Annotated in this window: 18 protein-coding genes; 15 read left to right on the top strand and 3 right to left on the bottom strand. The window is 43.6% G+C overall.

Going from position 1 to position 21837, the window contains the following annotated elements; all coding sequences use genetic code 11:
• Positions 1–250 precede the first annotated feature (250 nt).
• Together EAV92_RS07410 and EAV92_RS07415 are read left to right on the top strand one after the other, a co-directional pair.
• Entirely contained in the window at positions 251–1039 is a 789-nt protein-coding gene (locus EAV92_RS07410) for an SDR family NAD(P)-dependent oxidoreductase (RefSeq protein ID WP_123040473.1), read from the top strand.
• Between the two features lie 239 nt (positions 1040–1278).
• Complete coding sequence (locus tag EAV92_RS07415; RefSeq protein WP_123040474.1) at positions 1279–2259, top strand: SDR family oxidoreductase; 981 nt, start codon at positions 1279–1281, stop codon at positions 2257–2259.
• A gap of 540 nt (positions 2260–2799) precedes the next feature.
• Here the strand turns inward: EAV92_RS07415 and EAV92_RS07420 are convergent.
• Complete coding sequence (locus EAV92_RS07420; protein WP_241158470.1) at positions 2800–3687, bottom strand: IS3 family transposase; 888 nt, start codon at positions 3685–3687, stop codon at positions 2800–2802.
• Positions 3688–4361: 674 nt separating this feature from the next.
• Between EAV92_RS07420 and EAV92_RS24440 the strand changes: the two genes are divergently transcribed.
• The 13 genes from EAV92_RS24440 to EAV92_RS25200 all read left to right on the top strand — a co-directional run bounded on the left by EAV92_RS24440 (position 4362) and on the right by EAV92_RS25200 (position 19843).
• Positions 4362–4499, top strand: a complete 138-nt coding sequence (locus tag EAV92_RS24440; RefSeq protein WP_164472663.1) for a hypothetical protein — start codon at positions 4362–4364, stop codon at positions 4497–4499.
• 227 nt (positions 4500–4726) lie between these two features.
• On the top strand, positions 4727–5170 hold the full coding sequence (locus EAV92_RS07435) for an ASCH domain-containing protein (RefSeq protein WP_123040476.1): 444 nt from the start codon (positions 4727–4729) through the stop codon (positions 5168–5170).
• Positions 5171–5579: 409 nt separating this feature from the next.
• Entirely contained in the window at positions 5580–6050 is a 471-nt protein-coding gene (locus EAV92_RS07440) for a DinB family protein (RefSeq protein ID WP_123040477.1), read from the top strand.
• Positions 6051–7137: 1087 nt separating this feature from the next.
• Positions 7138–13401 carry a DNRLRE domain-containing protein gene (locus tag EAV92_RS07445; RefSeq protein WP_123040478.1) on the top strand — a complete coding sequence of 2088 codons (6264 nt, stop codon included), beginning with the start codon at positions 7138–7140 and terminating at the stop codon, positions 13399–13401.
• A gap of 56 nt (positions 13402–13457) precedes the next feature.
• Complete coding sequence (locus EAV92_RS07450) at positions 13458–14279, top strand: ankyrin repeat domain-containing protein (protein ID WP_241158541.1); 822 nt, start codon at positions 13458–13460, stop codon at positions 14277–14279.
• A gap of 147 nt (positions 14280–14426) precedes the next feature.
• Positions 14427–14840, top strand: coding sequence for a hypothetical protein (locus EAV92_RS07455; protein WP_123040480.1), 414 nt, complete (start codon positions 14427–14429; stop codon positions 14838–14840).
• 369 nt (positions 14841–15209) lie between these two features.
• The gene (locus EAV92_RS24445) at positions 15210–15674 is read left to right on the top strand and encodes a hypothetical protein (RefSeq protein ID WP_164472664.1); all 465 of its coding nucleotides are present in this window, start codon (positions 15210–15212) and stop codon (positions 15672–15674) included.
• A gap of 116 nt (positions 15675–15790) precedes the next feature.
• The gene (locus tag EAV92_RS24835) at positions 15791–16186 is read left to right on the top strand and encodes a helix-turn-helix domain-containing protein (protein ID WP_241158471.1); all 396 of its coding nucleotides are present in this window, start codon (positions 15791–15793) and stop codon (positions 16184–16186) included.
• Positions 16081–16635 carry an IS3 family transposase gene (locus EAV92_RS25195; RefSeq protein ID WP_420888823.1) on the top strand — a complete coding sequence of 185 codons (555 nt, stop codon included), beginning with the start codon at positions 16081–16083 and terminating at the stop codon, positions 16633–16635. Before EAV92_RS24835 ends, EAV92_RS25195 begins: the two co-directional genes overlap by 106 nt.
• Complete coding sequence (locus EAV92_RS07470; RefSeq protein WP_241158472.1) at positions 16632–16937, top strand: IS3 family transposase; 306 nt, start codon at positions 16632–16634, stop codon at positions 16935–16937. The genes EAV92_RS25195 and EAV92_RS07470 overlap by 4 nt, the downstream gene beginning before the upstream one ends.
• Positions 16938–17134: 197 nt before the next feature.
• The gene (locus tag EAV92_RS07475) at positions 17135–18664 is read left to right on the top strand and encodes a hypothetical protein (RefSeq protein WP_164472665.1); all 1530 of its coding nucleotides are present in this window, start codon (positions 17135–17137) and stop codon (positions 18662–18664) included.
• Positions 18664–19137, top strand: coding sequence for a hypothetical protein (locus tag EAV92_RS24450; protein ID WP_164472666.1), 474 nt, complete (start codon positions 18664–18666; stop codon positions 19135–19137). Before EAV92_RS07475 ends, EAV92_RS24450 begins: the two co-directional genes overlap by 1 nt.
• A 412-nt stretch (positions 19138–19549) precedes the next feature.
• The gene (locus EAV92_RS25200; RefSeq protein WP_123040484.1) at positions 19550–19843 is read left to right on the top strand and encodes an integrase core domain-containing protein; all 294 of its coding nucleotides are present in this window, start codon (positions 19550–19552) and stop codon (positions 19841–19843) included.
• A gap of 460 nt (positions 19844–20303) precedes the next feature.
• On the opposite strand, the gene EAV92_RS07490 is transcribed toward EAV92_RS25200, so the two are convergent.
• Complete coding sequence (locus EAV92_RS07490) at positions 20304–20516, bottom strand: TM2 domain-containing protein (protein WP_123040485.1); 213 nt, start codon at positions 20514–20516, stop codon at positions 20304–20306.
• A 106-nt stretch (positions 20517–20622) separates the two neighbouring features.
• On the bottom strand, positions 20623–21810 hold the full coding sequence (locus tag EAV92_RS07495; RefSeq protein WP_123040486.1) for an IS256 family transposase: 1188 nt from the start codon (positions 21808–21810) through the stop codon (positions 20623–20625).
• Between the last annotated feature and the right edge of the window lie 27 nt (positions 21811–21837).

The raw sequence follows: 21837 nt of genomic DNA on the forward strand, positions 1-21837 counted from the left end.
ACAATAACGCAAAACGTCCCCGTACCGATGGAGCTTCGGTGCGGGGACGTTTTGTGTGAGTAACTATATCAGGACTCCTTTGTAATAGCTTGCATTACCCTCCTAATAGGTTTTGGAAGGTTTTTCGGTACACCGATTAGGGATAACCAGACTGGGAATGAGATCGTCTTTCGAGTAAGATAATTATAAACTTTGGGTAAAATAGGGAACGCACAAATATATGACTCATTAACGAAAGGTGACGTCCAACATGACGAACAAAAGGTTAGAAGGCATTCGGGCGCTCGTGACGGGTGCGTCGGGCGGCTTGGGCTATGCGATGGCGGAAGCGCTGCTGGCCGAAGGGGCAAAGGTAGCGGTATCTTCAAGAACGGGAGATAAGTTGGATCAAGCGGTTGCCGGCTTTATAAAAAAAGGATACGATGCGCACGCCCTGCCGCTTGACGTGCGATCCGAGCAGTCAGCAGAAGAAGCTGCCCGGTGGGTCCGCCGCGAATGGGGCGGAATCGATGTGCTGGTGAACAACGCCGGCATCGGTATGAAGACAGTAAATCCGCGCTTTCTCACCGAGCCACAGCCTTTTTACCAGGTAACGCCCGAAGGCTTTCGGAATTTGATTGACACCAACGTGACGGGCTACTTCCTCGTCGCCCGCGCTTTTGCGCCCCTTATGATTGAGCAGGGCAAGGGGCGCATTATCAACATTTCAATGAACTATGAAACCATGAAAAGAAAAGGCTTCGTGCCTTACGGTCCGTCACGCGCAGCAACCGAATCGCTCTCTTTTATCATGGCGGAAGACCTGAGGGAACACGGCGTGGCGGTCAACATGCTGCTTCCCGGCGGTGCAACGGTGACCGGTATGATTCCGGACGAATTGCGAAAGGAACTTGGCCCGCAGACGCATCTGCTCACGCCGGCAATTATGGCAGCCCCCATCATCTACCTCGCTTCATCGGACGCGGAGGGAGTGACGGGCGAACGGATCGTGGCGGTCGAATTTGATCAATGGTTGTTCAACCGGGAAAGTAAAGGATAACCAACGGTTGGTTGCTAAAAAAATAAAATCTAAATAACCCTCTACTAGGCTACTATCAGCTTGGTGGAGGGTTATTCTTGGTCATCCGCTCATTTCCTACACAAGTTTAACACTTTTAAATACTTGGATTAGCAGTTACAACATAAACATTTCAAGGAATAAGTGCAATAGGAGCCCCGGAACGGAAAATATTCTGAGACGAAGGCATTTGCAGATCGCATCCAGTGGGAGGGTGTCAAATGGCACAAGAATCTGATGAGCATGAGTTGCAACAAATAAAACAAATGCAACAGATGTTTTTAGCGAAAATGATAACTCAACCTTATCCCATGTACCCTAATTACGGAAAAATCACACGCTTTGAAGAAATTCCAATTAATTTACCTGAACAACGCCAACTTCGTCATCCTGGTATAGAAGGATTAATGGTACCACTTCCAATAATCGAAAATCCAAATTACAAAGGGAGTGGTAAGTTAGCCGGTAAAGTTGCTCTAATTACAGGAGGGGATAGTGGAATTGGTGCGGCAGCAGCCATTGCCTTCGCAAAGGAAAATGCTGACGTTGCCATTGCATACTTAGATGAACATGAGGATGCTAATAGAACAAAAGCAAGAATCGAAGCACTAGGGCAACGTTGCCTATTGATGCCAGGAGACTTGCGAGATAAACGGCAATGTATCGCCATTGTAGAGCAAACAGTGAAAACTTTCGGACGCCTAGATGTTCTTTGTAACCACGTTGGCATCCAATTTCAACAACAAAGCCTTCTTGACATTACAGACGAACAATTCGATGATACCTTCAAAGTTAACATATACTCCCATTTTTACACAACGAGAGCAGCGATTCCTTACCTAAAACCAGGCAGTTCTATTATCGGTACTTCTTCAGTCGTAACGTATGTAGGCGAGCAACAAATGATTGATTATACAGCCACAAAAGGTGCAATTGTTGGTTGGACGCGTGCATTGGCTAAAAATGTTGTGAAACAAGGAATTCGAGTTAACGCCGTTGCTCCAGGTCGAATCTGGACGCCACTCATTGCAGCAAGCTTCTCGTCAGACCAAGTGGCTGTTTATGGAGCATTTAACCCAATGGAACGAGTTGCTCATCCATTTGAACTCGCACCTACGTATGTTTATCTAGCTTCTGATGATTCACGTTTTGTTACAGGTCAAGTGCTGCATGTTGACGGTGGGGAATCCACACATTCCTAATGGAAGGAGGTGCTTGGATTGAGATTTGAATTTAATCCAGAAGTAAAGTTATTACTTGTGAATCAATCTACCGAAAAAGTTACTATGATTTATATTGAAGATTCATGGCTGATGCCTAAAATAGGACGTAGACCGCCTTACTATTGCTACCCAAAATACGAAATGAATTATCCAAAAATATAGCTGAAGATTAGACAATATCTGGGCTGGCGAGGAATTTTAAATGATTGATAGGCAGGGACATAACTGAACGGCCATATTTATCAGCCCCAGATGACCCGGTTAGTCGGGTTATCTGGGGCGTTTTTGCTTGAAGACAGAGTTATTTAGTATTGAGACCCACCATAAAAAAGCCCCCTTGACTTAAAGTTACCTTTAAGTTTTATGCTTGGATTATAACTTGAATTGGAAGGTCATGTGAATGAAAACAGCAGGGTGCGGTCACAAATCATGCGCAAGTAAAAGGGGTTATAAACATGAACAAAGAAATACCGGTTGCTTGTGGTCAAGACCCCATTTAGCGGACACTAAAGAAAAACCCTACCCGACAAGCTGGCGCCGGTATTGAACCGGAGCCAGCTTGTTCAATTTTCTTTGCGGTCGACAATGATTGTAAAAGTGGATGTACTCATCAATTCGCCTTTGTGCTTCTTCAAAGGTTCGAATATCATAGGGGTAGAGCCCTTCCGCTTTCAAATGCGAGAAGAAGCTCTCCATGGAGGCATTGTCATAACAATTGCCTCGGCGTGACATGCTGATTTGGGCGCCAACCTTTGGCAGCATGTCGTGGTACTTGTAGGACGTGTACTGGGTTCCCTGATCGCTGTGAACGATCAGGCCGGTCACGTCCTTCTCCGTTTCGAATGCCTTTGCGAATGTCTGTAACACAAGTTCCGTGTCATTACTCTCACTTATATGGTGAGCGACGATTTCGTTCTGGCATAAGTCTTTAATGGCGGAGAGGTACAGCCAGGAATCGCCAACTCGATACTGCGTGATATCGGTGACCCATTTTTGGTTAGGTGCGTCTGCTCTGAATTGGCGACTCAAGATGTTTCCAACAGCCCGGTCACCTGTGTTCCAAGTGCGGCTGTTATGACGGTATTTGCGACGAATTTTAGAGCGAAGGCCCATTAATTGCATTAACCGCAGCACCTTCTTGTGGTTCATCCATACACCGTAATCTTGATGCAGGAATAGCTGAACTTGCCTATAACCGTAAACACCGTTGTAACGCTCATAAGTGGCACGAACTAGCTGCTTAGATGCTTTATCCTTGTCCTCCTCCAACCTTTTTACATAGGCGTAGTATCCACTGCGGGAAACGCCGACTTCCTTACAGAGCTCAGTGACGCTAAAGTTTTCACGGAGCTCATGGACGAGCCTATATTTCTCTGGTACACCTCCGCCTTCGTAATGGCCAACCACTTTTTTAGGACGGCGTTCTCCAATTCCAAGCGTTTTACATAACGATCCACGTCGGTGTACTCTTTCCGCTTACCACGGTGATCCATAAGGCCATAATCACCCATTTGCTTGTACCGGCGCATCCAAACCTTTAGTCGAGTAATATCCTCGATAGCCAATACTTCTGCCACTTTCTTCTTCGGCATTCCTTGGAGCCGCATTTCAATCGCTTTCTTCTTCGTTTCAAAACTGTAGTAAACAAATTTCTGCCCCTTCTTCGCCATAACGAAAAGCACCCCCTATAGTTTTCATCGGTTTAAACACCAGGGTGTTTTTCCAATGTCCACTATAAGGGGTGCACTTCATTGCTGCCATGGGGTTTTTACGAAAGAACAGCGGGTAGTGTATAAAAACATTTGGGAAGAGCTCAAAACAAGAAGGCTCGACATTACAGAGCTAGAAACCGGGTATCAATATCATTTTCCGGGAGACTCGGAAACGCTCCGACTTGTTAACGAATGGGTAAGCATGGAGCGGAAATGCTGTCCGTTCTTAACGTTTACGGTCATTGCAAACAACGAAGATGAGCCGGTTTTGCTGCAACTGACAGGAAACGAAGAAGCTAAAGCGTTCTTGAGAACGGACATCGAATCAAATATAGGCATGATAATCAATCAATCTTAGGAGATCGGAAAATGATGGATGATAAGTCGAAAACAACCGTTTATTGGATTGTAACTTTGCTTGGCGCGGGGTTATTGTTCATCGGGGGAATCCTTTTCCTTACCCACGGCGAAGAGCAAGTGGAAGAAATCAAGCATCTCGGTTATTGAAATTGCTTCGCCATTATTCTTTTTTGCACTGATTGCATCATCCTGGGCACTACGTCCACAGAGACGTAAAACTCAAGACTCTGTAGACCAGCAAGTCTAAAGAAATATAGCGATGTAGTGCTCGGAGCGCGTGCTTATGGGTTGCGTCTTTTTTATTCGGGTATGGAAAGTCTCGAGAATGTTTGGGGAATAGTAATTCATTATGAACAGTAATGGAGCGTTGAGGAATGAAAGTATTATCCATGATTCAACCATGGGCGACTCTGCTTGTCCAAGGCGAGACTCTCTATGAAACAAGATCCTGGAAGACCCGGTATCGCGGACCGTTGGCCATTCATGCAAGCCAGAAAGTCGATAAGCAAGCCTGCAAATATGAACCCGTACGTTCTTTACTCGCCAAGATTGGCTATTCGGAACAAAACCTCCCTACGGGGGTTATCCTTGCAACTTGCGAGCTAACAAATTGTTATCAAGTCATCGACGCTAATCATACGTCAGCCATTCTGGATTGCGGGAAGCTTGTGACGGGTGAGGATCTCCTGTTAGGCGATTACAGTCCAGGTTATTTTGCGTGGGAAATAGCAGGTTTCCGTCAGCTGAAGCGCTATATTCCAGTGAAGGGAAAACTGGGACTATGGGAATATCCGATAGACGAAGAGTTGATGATATGACCTTCTCCTTATGAAATACATCAAGGCTTGTTTCATGCTGTGAAAGTTGAGTTAGAATGTATGGAAGACCACTGCAAAACACCGCCCAATATATTCGCTATGGAGAACAGGACGGGGCTCTTCGGGAAAAAATCATACCCATTTTGATTATGCAGTTTTGTTCTGCTTAGAATGGCCACAAAGAGGTTGACGCTTCGGAAACCATTGTGTAAAATTATGGAACCGACAAAGGAGGTGGGTGCTATGAATAAAAACCACATAGAAGTTGTGTCGCAACTAGCCCCCCTTACGGAACAGATGTGCGTTTAGGATACGCCGTGCGCGTGTCCGCTCCCTTCTGGCCATGGGCTGATTGCCCGTGGTCTTTTTTTTTGGTTTAAAAAATTGAATCTATTTGGAGGCAAACCAGATGTTGAAATTATTCGAGTATAACTGGCAAGTTCGGCAGGATTGGTTCAATTGGTGCCAAGACGTTTCCGAAGAAGAACTGCTTAAGAAGCGGACAGGCGGGATCGGGGGCATTTTGCATACGTTGTTTCATATTGCGGATGTTGAATTCAGCTGGATATCCGGTTTGCAAGGGAAGCCGGAGTTTACTGACCCGTTCGATTCCTATGCCAGCCTGCAGAAAGTGAAGGATTTATCTGCACGGTTTCATAATGAAATTCGTCCTTTTGTCATGTCATGGACCCCAGAAATGGAATTTAAGGAACTATCGGAATTAACGTCAAAGGGGGAGACGGTTATCTTCAAATATGGAGAAATCATGCGACATGTCATCGCCCATGAAATCCACCATATCGGCCAATTGTCTGTATGGTCGAGGGAAGTGGGCAAATTCCCCGTGACGGCTGATTTCATTCGCCGGGGATTATTTTAACGGGTAACGATAGAATATGCACTGAACAGCCTGCCGACAATATTCGGCAGGCTGTTCAGATAAAGGGCAGTAAAACTGAGAAATGGTGGGATCAAGTATCCAGTCCAGAGCATCGACGATCGCATCCCTCAGAGTGGTGCTGCCGTTCAGGCTGGTCCCGGAAGTCGTATAGCCAAGGGCCAAATCTTTGATGCGATAGTAGACCAATGTCACGTCCGCCGAGTTGTTGATCGTGCTGTTGCCCGCTCATCTTGAAAGCCAGATCGGTCCCCAGTGAGCAGCAATTCGATGTCAGAAATCAATCAGACAGAACCGATCATCCGGTCCGGATGTCGGGGGACAAGAACATACATTCATTTAAATCCACGCGCAGCGCGGCTTTTCATTTTATCGATGTAAGTTCTTGTCCTTGGGTCGGGACAAGAACTTACATCGATTCCCGATTGAGGACAAGAACTTGCATTTTTTGCCGCGTTCGGGCGAAAACCATAAAATTTACACCAGCTGCTGCAAATGTTGAGGGTTCGAAGAAGGGAGGACCGCTTGCGGACTAAATCACCCGCCGTAGTCCTCTTTTTTTCATTCGTCCAGCTTTGCAACGCGGCGCTTATTTGGGACTTATTACGCATAAGGCAAATTCGTTTCAAGGGTTGGCTACCTAAGTCCTTGATGCGATTTCTCTCCTTGCGACGATAGCGCCACCAGCATAAATGTCTGTTATCGTTATGCCCCGTTGACTCCAGAATGACAGCGGGGGAGGAGCTAGTCTTACGGAGGACTTCGTTGTTCACACTCAACAAATCCTTAAAACCCTCAAGCGTATGAAAGAAACGAAAGTTCCTGCCAAAGGTTGTCCTTTGCTAAAAAAAGCTTGTCCTTCGATTTGACCTTTTGTTAAATATCCAGACCGATTACTGGACTCATGATGCTCGAAATGCCGGTATCCCTATGGAATTGTTAGTTGAAAAGTGGAATTACCGAACTAACAATGCTTGTTCTGTATCCATTTTCCATCACTTTCATATTGTCTGATATTTGCTTAATTTGTATATTCTAAAAGCACTACATATAAAGTGGAGGTTGAATAATGCAATTTAGACAACTTAGAAAAGTATCAATGTTGTTTTTGAGTTTCCTAATTTTATGGACTGTACCTCAGTGGTCAGTTTCCGCACCTGGTAAGGCACACGCAAACGAAAAAGATTTGAATATTGAATCATTTACACAACAAGTCCCTAAAAAGAGAAACGAAAAAGTTGAATTGATCGACAAACGAACGGCTAATTCGAAGCGCTGGTTAAACCCGGACGGTAGTTTTACTGAAGAAATTGCCATGAGGAACATTCATTACAAGAAGAATGGTAAGTTCGAGGATATTGACAATAATCTGACTCCAATTACGGATCCAAAATACAAATTCAAAAATAAAGCAAATCAATTCGATGTTAAATTTGCGGATTCTTCCTCAAATGATAAGTTCATTCTGTTTTCCGAGGGCTCTGCCTCCTTGGAGATGAAACCTGTGGGGTTCAAAACGAAGAACGCGGTTGTAAACGGAAATAAAGTGCAGTACCAGACAGACAGCACGGAGACGGTTACGCCTGTTGGACTTGAGTATAATGTGGATAACAATGGTTTAAAAGAGGACATTGTCCTGGATCAGTATCATCCAGTTAATCTTATTTCTTTTGCGGTCAACCTGAATGGAGTCACCTATAAAACGGAAAAAGACGGCTCGATTGGTTTTTATGATGTGAACACGAAGAAGAAACGTTGGTATATTAACCGTGCGTACATGGAAGATAATGCCCAGGCACACAGCGATGCTGTAACCATGACAGCCAGAGTGCAAGGTTCACAGCTCTTTATCGATATTGTTCCCGATGACACATGGTTAAAAGCTGCCGACCGTGTCTACCCGGTTCGCATTGATCCGACTATCCTACTTTATAACGATGGTCAAGATACATTCGTTTCCAAAAATAACCCCAATACAAACTATTCGACCGCAACTTATCTATCTGCGGGTTATGATTCCGCCAGTCTTGGGCTGACGCAGTCTTATGTATGGTTTACACTGCCCGTGCTTCCTGCAGGATCGTATGTACAAGGGGGCACTTTAAAGCTCTATCAATATGGTTCCGTTACACCTGGATCCAATACAGTAATTCAAGCCTATCGTGCGACTTCAGATTGGGCCGCGGAAACACTGAAATGGAGCAATAATAACGTTACGACGGTTGCCACCCCCGAGACGCTAACAAGTTCACCGACTGGTGCGGGCTGGTATAACTTTGATGTAAAATCTGCGGTAGATAGCTGGTATAACAAAGGGGCCAACAATTTCGGTTTTGTAATCAAAGCATCTACAGACACTTCGGAACGCAGGCTCTTTTACGCTTTTAATTACACCAATAATGTAGATCTAACTCCTCGAATCTACTTGGACTACATCGTGAATCCACTGGGTTACGAGGACCATTGGACTTACCAAACCGATGTCAATGTGGCAAACGGTAATTTAACATTCACGAATTCCGACGTCACGGTACCGGGTCGAATCGCCACATCCGTTAGCCGAACCTACAATAGCAGATCCAGTTATGAAGGCATTTTCGGTTATGGATGGTTCTCCAGCCTGGAGGCAAGAATTTATCCCGTCGATAGGGGAAATATCTTGTACATTGATGCAGACCGCACGCTGCACACCTTCGAGCAGTCGGGAACGAGTTATATCGCGCCACCAGGCGTCGATGTAGACCTGGTTAAGAATGTAGACGGCACATATAAAATGACAGACAAAGTCGGCACGGCATATAACTTTTCAAGTGCTGGGAACCTGACATCGATAACAGATGCCAATAACAATACGTTAACATACGTGTATGGAACAAGCGGAAAAGTAGAGAGCATCAAGGATCCTGCCGGCAGGGTAACGGCAACCATCCAATATAATGCCAACGGGAAAGTTTCTTCAGTTACGGATCTTGCAAATCACGTAACAACATACAGCTATACAGGCAATGATCTGACTCAAGTTACCCAGGCTAGCGGCACGGCCGAAGTCGTAACGATCCGTTATGAATATGATACGAGCCATAATTTGATCTCCATCACTGACCCGAAGGGGTACAAAACTTATTATTACTACACGACAGATCCTCAAAACCCTGATAAAGATGATCGGGTACAGAGCGTCAATCCCAATAATAAAATCCAAAATGCCAGCTTTGAAGTTGACTCAGACGGCGATACTTACCATGTCCCTGACCGCTGGTCATACAATTCCGGACAAACGAATGCAACTGGAGTCGATGGTGTCGGAGTCCAAGGAACAAGAAGTTTAAAAATGACCGTATCCAGTCAATATTCCGTTTATTTTTCGGACTCCATTCCTGTTAACCGTACGCTAAACTACACGCTTAGCGGTATGATCAAAGCTACTCAAACAAGCGGTACTTTGAATACTGTTCTTTCGGTTATCGCTTTCGACAGTGCCAACACGAATCTTGGCGAGTTTGGGAAAATCACGCAGCCAGGCACCGTAATTACATGGAAAAGCGTGAATGCGACCATTGCAGCGAATACTTTGCCGGTGGGTACTTCATATGTAAAAGTTAAAACGGCCATCTCGAATACAACTGGCGCGAGCAGCTCTTGGTTTGATGCACTTCAACTGGAAGAGGGCACAACGGCTTCTTCGTTCATTGGACCCTTCACGCATACCGTGAACCCTCCGACCATGAATTCCGCTTTTTATGATGAGAACGGCCGCAAGGTGTTTTATGCCTACAATGAGAACGGAAATATTGCGGAAGAGACACTCGACCCTATTAGTCAGAGTAATCCTGCGGGTCAGAACTTAAAAACAACCTACACATACGCAAAAGATTCAGCAACCAAACGGATGAACAATGAAATAGAGAGCATTACCGATCCAAAAACAAACAAACAATTAACCAACCTATATGACGCTGGTTCAGGAAATCTTACTTCAAGCACTTTAGCGGATAACACTACATTCAACTATGAATATGACAATCAAAATAATCTTATTGCGTCAACCGACGGCACGATTGGGTCGTCAAACAAAACGAATTATTTTTATGATAATCTTCATAACTGGCTTGGGTCTAAGGATCCTTTAAACCGGCAGAGCGCTGTTTCGTATAATAAAGGCAATCTAACTGATGATTATCGTACGATGACTGCGGGTGAAAATCTTCTTCTCAACGCGAGCTTTGAAGAGGATGCCAACCAAGATTCCTGGCCGGACAGTTGGAATTCACCTGCGATAGCCGGTGCTGCTTCCGTAACATGGGGGTATGATGCGGAATTTGGCAGCAGGGGTCTAACTTTCAGTGGGATTACAGCGGGTTCTACTGCAATTGTAACGTCTGCCGACGTTGCAGTGGTTCCGGCATCACAATTCACCTTGAGCGCCTATTTTAAAGGATCTACCGCTGACGCAGCGAAAGCGACCAAAATCAGATTGGAAGCAATGGATTCAAACCATGCCGTAATTTCCAGTTTTACGCAAGGTAATGTTGCGATCGGAGAAGTTAACGCATGGAATCGACTGCAAATCTCGCCTAATCAAGCATTGCCTGAACAAACTGCCTTTGTACATGTGGTGATTGAGGTAGGCGCCAACACAGGCACGGTTAATTTTGACGGGGTTCAACTCGAAAATTCTTTCGTTATATCCGCTTATAATCTAATCGGTAATTCCAGTTTTGAACGAGGCAGTTCTACGCCGGATGAGTGGAAGTACGTCCAAGGAAGCGGGCTCTCGATTGATACCGCGCAAATGGACAGCGGTAAGCGCAGCGTTACCGTTTCCAACCCCTTGTCGGCAATCCAATATGCACCGGTCAGCGACATTGCCATTCAATCAGGGAAAGGCTATTCATTTACCGGATTGATCAAATCGCAATCATCGGTCATTCCTAATGTTGATCTCAAAATCAATTTCTATGATGCCAATCACCAATTGATCTCGTCGATTATGGGAGACAAGCCATCCACGATCCCGATGGGTTGGGTGAGATTGTCCGTAACATCGGCAGCAGATCAAGTTCCGAACGGGGCTGTATTTGCCCTGCCGGTTATTGAGATCAACCCGTTCAATGGAACAATCTGGTTAGACAGCTTCCGAATGCAAGAAGGAAGCATCAAATCTTCTTTTAAGTACGACACAAATAACACCTATATCACACAGGTTCTCGATGAGCTTGGTCGAGTTACGACAATAGACTCTGATACCGAGGGAAATCCGCTATTTGTCACTGACGCCAAAAATAATAAAACTTCCTACACCTATGACCTGTTCGACCGGTTGAAATCCGTTCAACTCCCAGGGGTTAACCTTAAGACGAATTACAGCTACGACTTGAATGGCAACCTGACGTCCACAAGTTATCAATCTACAGACGGATTGACGACGTATTCGAGTAAAACCAATGTCTATAATAAAAATGACCAATTGGTAAGCTCGACGGATGGTGTAGGTGAAACTACAACGTACGAGTACGAGGCCGGCAGCAACCTGGTGAAAGTAAGTTACCAGAACGGCAACAAAGTTGAATTCGGATACGACTCCGCGAACCGGTTGAACTCCATCAAATACAATGGTGTATTGAAATATTCGTACGAATACGATGCGAATAGCAACATCACGAGAATCACTGACAAAATCACGAACAAAACTTGGACGTACACACCGGATACCTTGGATCGATTGCAAGAACAAACTGCTCCAGATAATAGTAAACTGAGCATCCAATACGTGCCGAACAGTGACGCTCGAAGTTCGATCACGGTCAGTGCGGGTACGACAAGCTTTAAGACGATTTTCCATTACGGGATCAGCAATCTTCCGACTGAAGTCGTGGACCACAATCAGAATCTCAGCCGCTTCGCTTACGATGAAGAGGGCAATCTAACCCAACTTCAATTCGGTAACGGCACACAGTTACAGCAGCTGTACAATGAAGCCGGTGAGACGCTGAAAATGGTAAATACGAATTCCAATGGCGAGGTTCTCTCTTCTTCGGCTTACCAGTACGATGACAATGGAAATCGAATCCAAGTAATCAACGAGATTGGGCAGAAGATCACTTATACGTATGACTCGTTAAACCAACTTCTTTCGGAAACGAATCCGAAAGATGGAACCACGATTTCTTACTCCTATGATGTTTTAGGCAATCGGACGAAAAAAGAGATCAAAGACTCTGCAGGCAATGTGGTTAATACCTTTAGCTATAGCTATGACAAGGCGAATAAGCTGCTATCGGTAAATGGGCAAGCGTACACTTATGAGACTATGACTGGCTCAGGCGATAAAGCTGGAAACTTGATCCAGGATAATAAACTTAAGTACAAATGGGATGAGTCAGGCCGGCTGTTTGAAGTTCGAAATAAGGTAGATGACGCTCTGCTCGGCCAATATGAGTACGACGATACCGGTCGCAGAGTCAAGTCTACAGTAAATGGTGTTGTCACGAACTATCATTATGATGGGAACAGCATCAAGGTCTTGTACGAAACAGATGCCAATGGTAATGTAACAAAGCTGTACACATACTCAACAGACGGTGTCTTGTTAAGTATGACTATTACGGGGCAAGGCACATACTATTATCAGTACAATGGTCATGGTGATATTGTTGCCTTAACTGACCAAAATCAAGAGATCGTTGCGTCTTATGAATATGATGCATACGGGAACGTCTTAAGCAACACAGGGTCATTAGCCAACTCAAATCCGTACCGCTATGCCGGATATCGTTACGATACTGAATCAGGGTTATACTATCTGATGGCCAGGTATTATAATGCAGATACCGGACGGTTTCTTTCGGAGGATACGTATGAAGGGGACTTAATTAGTCCTTTAAGTCAGAATCAACACACTTATGTAATAAATAATCCATTAAAATACGATGACCACTCAGGAAAATGCGTGTGGGATTTATGTATCGGTGAAACTGCTGCTGCAATCTGGGTGGCCGGTGCGATTGGAACTGCGGTTGCCGCCGGAGTCTCGGCCGCATTGAGTTTAGATCATGCAGGATACAATTTGTTTGCAACGAAGAAATCAAAAACAAATACTACGCAAAAAGAAAGAGATCCAAACCCACCGGCCAAAAGAAAGAACTTTAGCTCAAAAAAAGATGCATATGAAGCTGCAAAAAAAGCTGGAAATGGCAGAGAACCTAGACTCGATGGACCAAAAGATGCAAAAGGACCGCATTATCATCCTGATGTACCAGTACCAAAAGGACCGAAAACACCAAAGATGAATACACCACATGATCATTATTATTTTCCTAGAAGCCAATGGTGAGCAAAAGGGGCAAAGTATAGCTCCATTCCTTATAATAGGAGGAGTAAAAATTGGATATGTTTACTGCAGCTCTAAAAGGAAATCTTAAAGCATTAAAAAAAATCATAAATACAGACAATATAAATGCTGGGGATAAAGATGGATATACAGCATTGCACTGGGCAAGTCAAAACGGACATGTAAATATAGTAAGATTTTTGCTTGCTAACGGAGCTAACCCTAATGTTATTGATTATGAAGGATTTACTCCCATAGAAGTTGCAACAACTCATGGAAATATTGAAGTAGTTAAGGCACTATTGGCAGTAGAGACGACCGACTTATCAATCACTCGTAATGGTTATACTCCGTTGCATTCTGCTGCAGCATGTGGGCATTTGGATATTTTACAGTTGTTAATTAGTGAAGGTATGGATATTGAGTGCAGGGATTCAGGTGGTGTCGGATATACTCCATTGCACTGGGCTGTTCAAGAAAATCATTTCGATGTAACTAAATTCCTCGTAAGAAGAGGTGCAAATGTTAATGTAAAGGATGCAGATGGATTTTCTGCGCTGTACATTGCCGCGAGCAATGGATATATTGAAATCATTGGGCTTTTATTAAGTAGTGGCGCGGAAATTGATATTAAATGTGAAGGTTCAAAAAATTGTACTCCTCTTCATATTGCGGTTTGTTATGGCCATTTTGACTCAGTTAAAATGCTTATTAAACATAATGCCTCTCTAAATGCTATTGATAATAATGCACAAACATCGTTACACTATGCGTACATTAATAATCATTCCGAAATTATTTCCGTTTTAGAAGAACATGGCGCAGACACAACAATCAAGGATAGTTATGGAAAGCTTGCATCTGAATATTTAGATAGGTGAGCATATAGTTTTCATAATAAACAGCACTAAAAGAATATAAGAGTTTAGATTCGCAAGTGAACTGCGTCATAAGACGCAGTTCTCTTTACTTGTTTATTCATATCATTTTCTAATTCTTATCGCAAATTTTTAATGGGGGGATAAAGGTTGAATACAGAAATTGAAGCTCTTATTGTAAAGTCTTTTTTTGTCAAGAGAGTACAGGACAGGGTATTATATGAACTATCCAATCCCCAAAAGCGTAAAGATGCATTACACCGGCTAAGCAGTTACGAAAAATTCTTAGAAAGGAGGATTATGAAAGAAATACCTAAGCCCAATTCAAACTATTTGAATATTGAAACTTTGTTGAAACAGCAAGGCGCATCGGATGAATGTTATGCCATCTCATGGTGTGAAGATATTGATGGAAAACAAATACCTTTAAAAACTGCATTAAAGAGAGCTGTTGGTCTTGGAATGCCAAGTCTTGTATTTTGCTTTCCTCATAAACTCGGTTATTTTGAAGGAGAGCAAGAATACGGCCCTCCAGAAAGATATATATTACTGAAAAATAACTGAGGCAATAGTGAAATGCAACTCGATTTGTGAACTAGGTAACATGGATATAGCTCGAATTCAAAGGACACCATCAGGCGTTTGAAGTTATATTATTATTTATTTATTTTACTCTAAGCACTATACAAATTGGCCACGAAACCCCGCCACCCGTTAAACGCCCAAGCGAACCGGAAGAACCCTGTTCCATTGGGCGTTTTTTGCTGCGCAAATCACAAACACGGGTACCCGGCGGCGTGCGATGGCTGAGGAGCGCCAGTAACTAAGTCCAAAGTGGAAAAGTGAGCTTGAATTGTTTTTTTATCAGTGGAAATACTAAACAGTGGAAATACTAAACACACAATTTTGACTTAGAAAGGAACGTTAAAGGGAATGAATCTTTTGGGCGCAGTGATGGCAATAGCTTTATCTATTTTGAATCCACAAAATCCCTTGGGGGACAACCTTTCTGTAAACGAAGCAAAAAGTGCATTCGAAAGTAAATACAATACCAAAATGTTGTTGCCAACGTATGTACCTTTTACACCAACACATATAGGCGGGGATTTAAAAAAAACGATGCTTAGGATTCGTTATTTTAATGAAAAGACTCAACACACAATGCTACTAGATATAATACCGAAAACCGAAACTCTGTATGATCAGATATTTATACCACATGGAGATGAAGTTAAACTTATTGACGGGACAAAGGGGAAGTACTACCATGATTCAAATTTAGCATTAGATCGAATACATTTCGTTAAAAATAATATCGGTTATCGTATCTACATTGGGAAAAATAATGGACCAGTTCCTTTAAGTGATTTACTTAAGGTAGCAGATTCTTTAAGGTAAAGGAAGGTACTAAATAGCAAAAGCCCTCCACCGAAATGAAGTGCACCCCTTATAGTGGACATTGGAAAAACACCCTGGTGTTAAACCGATGAAAACTATAGGGGGTGCTTTTCGTCATGGCGAAGAAGGGGCAAAAATTTGTTACGTATAGCTTCGAAACGAAGAAGAAAGCAATTGAAATGCGACTTCAAGGGATGACAAAACAGAAAGTGGCAGAGGTACTCGGAATCGAGGATATTACTCGACTAAAAGTATGGATGAGACGCTACAAGCAGATGGGCGAGTATGGGCTTATGGATCACCGTGGGAAACGGAAAGAGTATGTCGATGAAGATCGCTATGTACGGCGTTTGGAGATGGAGAATGCCGTCCTAAAAAAGTGGTTGGCCATTACGAAGGCGGAGGTATACCAGAGAAGTATAGGCTCGTCTACGAGCTCCGTGAAAACTTTAGCGTCGCAGAGTTCTGTAAAGAAGTCGGCGTTTCCCGAAGCGGATACTACGCATATGTAAAGCGGATGGATGTGGATAAGGATGAAGCAGCAAAGCAGTTAGTTCGTGCCACCTTTGAGCGCTACAAAGGGATTTACGGCTACCGGCAAGTTCAGCTTTTCCTGCACCAGGATCACGGTATCTGGATCAATCACAAGAAAGTACTGCGGTTAATGCAAGGGATGGGACTTCGCTCCAAAATTCGCCGCAAGTACCGTCCGTACAGCCGGACTTGGAACATTGGCGACCGAGTAGCAAGAAACATCTTAGATCGCCAATTCCGGGCAGATGCACCGAACCAAGAATGGGTCACCGATATTACGCAGTATCGAGTTGGAGATTCCTGGCTGTACCTCTCCGCCATTAAAGACTTATGCCAGAACGAAATCGTCGCTCACCATATAAGTGAGATGACACGGAACTTGTGTTGCAGACATTCGCAAAGGCATTCGAAACGGAGAAGGACGTGACCGGTCTGATCGTTCACAGCGATCAGGGAACCCAGTACACGTCCTACAAGTACCACGACATGCTGCCAAAGGTTGGCGCCCAAATCAGCATGTCTCGCCGAGGCAATTGTTATGACAATGCCTCCATGGAGAGTTTCTTCTCGCATTTGAAAGCGGAAGGGCTCTACCCCTATGATATTCGAACCTTTGAAGAAGCACAAAGGCGAATTGATGAGTACATCCACTTTTACAATCATTGTCGACCGCAAAGAAAATTGAACAAGCTGACTCCGGTTCAATACCGGCGCCAGCTTGTCGGGTAGGGTTTTTCTTTAGTGTCCGCTAAAAGGGGTCTTGACCATGTAAGAGGAGGGATTAATCGATAGTTTGAGATAGTTTCTATAAAGCTTGTTTCGATTTTTTTCGGCTTATTAAGACATCATTTAAAATTCCATATACTACCAAATGACTATATAAAATTGAATATATGTGGTATAAAATACAGTTAATAGGGGGGGGAGTGAAGATATATAAAATCTCTTGGCGTCATAGAGGATTTGTGCTAGCAGCGATCGCTATATTTGTACTTTGCCTAATCTCCTATTTAATTATTAGAAGTCATTCAATATCAAGTTCTATCGCTTCAGTTGTGGAAACTAAATCCAATAGTAGAGAATTAACACTAAGAGAAGCCGCGATAGTCGGCTTCCGAAAAGCTAAAGTTTGGAATCAGAATGCCGCTCTTGAATCAATGACTAGTGTTGATGAGACTATGGGAGGAACAAGAGGGGAAACTGGAAAACGGTTTAAATGGACATTGTTTTTTTCAAAGCCAGATTCAGTGCAGCATTTAATGATCGGGATATCAGAAGGAAAAATTACGATAGAAGAACAAACAACCGGGCTTAAAGATACGAAACCAATAACGCTATCAGATATTAAATATGACAGTCCAGCTTTGCTCGAAGCAGCAAAGTCCCAATTCCACCTAAAAAAAGGTGAACATTGGGCTACCGGGTATCAATTTACGCTTTCCATTATTGATAGCAAACCAGTTATTACAGTGGTTGGAATCGATAGTGAAAATAGGTTTTCTAAAATTTATTATGACGCGAAAAGCGGGACAGTTATTGATGCTTTACACAAAACCCCTTCAGGAGGGGGGGTATTCAGGTATACTGGTTCGATTAATAAAGCTTTAATTTATAAAAGCGGATTTGCGGTAAACGGGATATCAGCAGGAAAAAACCCCCTGATAGCATGGGGTGACAGTAACCCAAGTGAATTTATTTCAGGAATAAAACCATTCGTTTTGATAACATATAACAACGGAAACTCCTGGGAATTTTTAAAGATTAAAGAGAATATTAAAGCCGCTTGGTTTAATAAACAGGATGAATTGTTTTTTGCAACAGATAAGGAAGTTTGGGATTATTCCTTATACAAACGTGAACATAGAGCAATCTTATCCCTTGAGTCTAGTATTAAAAGTGTTGATGTATCATTGAACAAATCAATTGTTATATCCACAGAACAATATATTTATGAATCAAAAAACGACGGAGGATCTTGGAATAAAACTGTTATTCCATCTCCCTTACTATCACTAAACATCGCAGATGATGGCAAGTTGGTTGCTTTAACAGAAGAAAGAAAATTGCTTATCAAAAAGGGTACATCATGGGAACGTATTAAAACACCTGCAATCGAGGGAGAACCGAAGTATATTATTCCTGTTGAAGATTCGTTAATTGCTAATTTATCTGGCTCGCTTTGGTCAATAGACATTAATAAGGAAAGATGGACAAGGATACCTTCAGAGGAACCAATTTCGAGACTAATAAAAAAGGCGACTAAAACTTTCGCGATTTCTTCCTCAGGAAATCCATATCAAATTGTGAAAGAGGGTGATTCTATAAGTTGGAAAATGGTGAAACTTCTGAAACCAGATTCCGAAATAATTTCTGATTTGCTTGTAAAGGATGATTATTTATTTATTGCATCAATACCTGATTTCTTGTGGACTAAATTACAAGGAGTGAAGAAATAATGAAGATGTTAAGGATTATTTTGTCCCTTGTTCTATTATTTGTTGCTATTACTCCCAATGCATTTGCGGCAATTTGGACTAACCAGGACGTAACAGCTTACACAGGCAGTATGAAAACTTCGTCGGGCAGTACTAGGCTTACTCATTCAGGGTTAGCACCGCAAGTTGGATTTGCAGCAGTTAGAAAGAACACCTCTGGTACCCCGGTTGTTCCATTTGGAACAACAATCAAAACACCACAAAATGTATCAATTGAAGGGCAGTCGTTAAATACTTTTACAGTTCAAGATACAGGAGTTGATCCTAACCTTTCTAGTTTGGCGACTGACCTTTGGTTTGGTTTTTGTCGAACAAATGCGTATACAGGATCTGATGCGACTCCTTTGGGTTGTAATCCTGGTTTTGATTCAACATATATAAATGCACGAGCTTTTGGACAAAAAAAATGGGATCTAGTTGTAACTACTCCGTAAAGGATTAAAATACTAAGTCGGTTTTAAAGAGTCAGCTCAAGAAGTTGAGCTGACTTTCGGTTTATTTTTAGGCATATTTCGAAACCTATTTAACATATTTTACCATATCAAGTGAAAGACATGCTGGATGCATGTAAGTTCGGACGGCCGGCACTTGAAGGGATTGTCGAACAGCTGGAAATGAAATTCGATAACCGGACGGATCTCAGCCTCAAAGAAAAGTTAGTCAGGCAGATGATCGGGGCAGCCGTTAAACATGTGCTTGGGTATTTCGGATATCGGCAGACGATTCAAAAGGCGATGCCGAAAGCCCGATGTTTCACCAGTGCAAACATTATGAATTTGACGAGAAAGCATTTAGCAGTCGAACATTGGAATTATCCCCCAGGATCCTTAGGAAGGATGACCTCTAATCCCGCCTCATACCCCGAATATAATTGCGTATATTGAGTCATTTCATAGCATTTTGGAACGTGATCTTTTTAGCTTGATGGAGTTCATGACGCTGGATGAGGCGTATGGTGCACTCGATCGTTACATGGATTTCTACAACAACCGCAAAAAACACGGCAGCCTAAAGAACATGCCACCAGTGGTATTTTCAAAGTGGGTCATGACGCTCGAAGATCGAACAAAGTATCACCGAGCCCGTAAATCAGAGAAAAAAAAGCAATCTTACGGTCCACATCATTTTTGGTGGGCATGACTCCGGATTAACGGGGCCGAGCCGCTACACAATATTTGCATGAAGCACCGAGGGGGTGAAACGGTTCACTCCAAAAAGAAAACGGTGAGTTTACTGTGAATGCCTTTACGTGATGCTTTTTTCCCTCTTGTCTGAGTCTCTCGATACGTGGCATATAAACTCCGAAAACCGGCTTCTTATGGTCTTGCCCGTTTTCGAATAGCGGGCCGGCATTTGTTTCTTCTTCTGTTCTTGGTGACCCAGATGCTTCCCGCGTCGTAACAACGACAAACTAACAGCTACCGCCAGACTGAAGACAAACGCCATCGTTTCGGTTCGAAACGAAGGCGTTTGCCGTAAATGTAGAGGTGTTCCTTTTTTAGGCATAAAAATACCCCCTATGTAGACTTTTTCGGCTTTTAATAACCGTGTCTACATAGAGGGTACCAGTTCACTCGGGACTCTTTATCATTCCTTTGACCTATGCCTTCAGCGGCAAGCCTTGCTTATCCTTGAACTTGCCGACGACAATAATAACCAGGTCGATGATCGCCCAGATACCAAAACCACCTAGCGTCAAAAGAGACAGGATGCCTGTGCCGATTTTACCGACGTAGAAGCGATGGATGCCAAAACTGCCCAAAAAGAAGCACAGCAAGATCGCGGCAAGGAACGACTTTTCACTTTTTAACAAACTAATTCTCTCCCCTAGAATACTATTCGGTAGCGTCAAGAAGTTTGTGTAAGGTGCTGTAGGGGTACCCAAGGGTACGGTGGATAGTGAAACGCGGGGACGGTTTTTATTCCGCCGTCTTAGCAGTAGGGTAGCTTTCCTCAAACATCTCGGACAGTCTCTTCTTTACAGCTGTATCACCGAAACCTCGAATCACTCTGTTGGCAAATCGCTCGTTGTAATCAATGGCATCCAGGTAAACGATCTTCTCAGCCGCATCCATGTTCGTTAAGCTGTTCATCGGCTTAAGACGCTTACGAATTTCTTTGTTCATACGTTCGATCGGATTGGACGTGTAAATCGCTTCTTTGATGAGAGGTGGATATTTGTAAAACGTCAGCAACGTCGACAACTGCTCTTCCCACGACTTGATCTCCTTAGGGTATAGCTTATTCCACTTGGCCTTTACCGTATCGAATGCGGCGAGCGCCAGCTCATGATCAAGTGCATTGTAAACCGTCTTCAAGTCATCCAGGAAGTCGGTCTTGTGCTGCACTCGGATTTTTGGGAATGTGGCGCGAACCTTGTGGACAATACAGTGTTGTACGTCAGCCTTGGGATAGATCTCGCGGAAAGCGTCGTCAAGCCCAGGTAACCCGTCGAACACACCAAGCAGCACCTCATGAGCACCACGGCGGTAGAGATCCTTGAGTACGTCTCGCCAGCCGTTTGCGCTTTCCTGGCCGCCGACGTAGAAGCCGAGGATCTGACGATGGCCTTCCTCGTCGATACCCATAGCGAAATAGATGACTTCACCGCTCACCGTACTGCGCTTTAGCTTCACATAGAGGCCGTCAAGATAAATGACACTATAGCGCTTTTGCAAGGGGCGTTGCTGCCAGTTCTCAATGTCCTCTAGGACAGTGGCCGTGATGTTGCTGACCGTTGTGGGGGAGTAGTGACTGCCGAACATGCTCTCAATGAAACGAGCCACTTCTCGGGTTCCCATGCCACTCTTGTACATCTGAATTACTGCCTCCTCCAGCCATCCGTCCCGGCGCTGGTAGGGCTCGAATACATGTGTGTGGAATTCACCATTTCGATCCCGAGGGACTGCCATGTCTTCGATGTTACCGTATCTAGTGTGCAAGTTACGCCGGTAATAACCGTTTCGGCTGTTATGGTGACCCTCCGGATTTTCATCCATAAACTGAGTAATTTCCGCACACATGATGGATTCGAGGTTGTCTTTAATAAATTGAGTAACAAGATTTTCAAATAGATTAGACAGCGTACTTTCAGGTATAGTAGTCATCGAGTAGGGTTCCTTTCTTGGTGACTT

The sequence above is a fragment of the Cohnella candidum genome, from assembly GCF_003713065.1.
GTDB lineage: Bacteria > Bacillota > Bacilli > Paenibacillales > Paenibacillaceae > Cohnella > Cohnella candidum.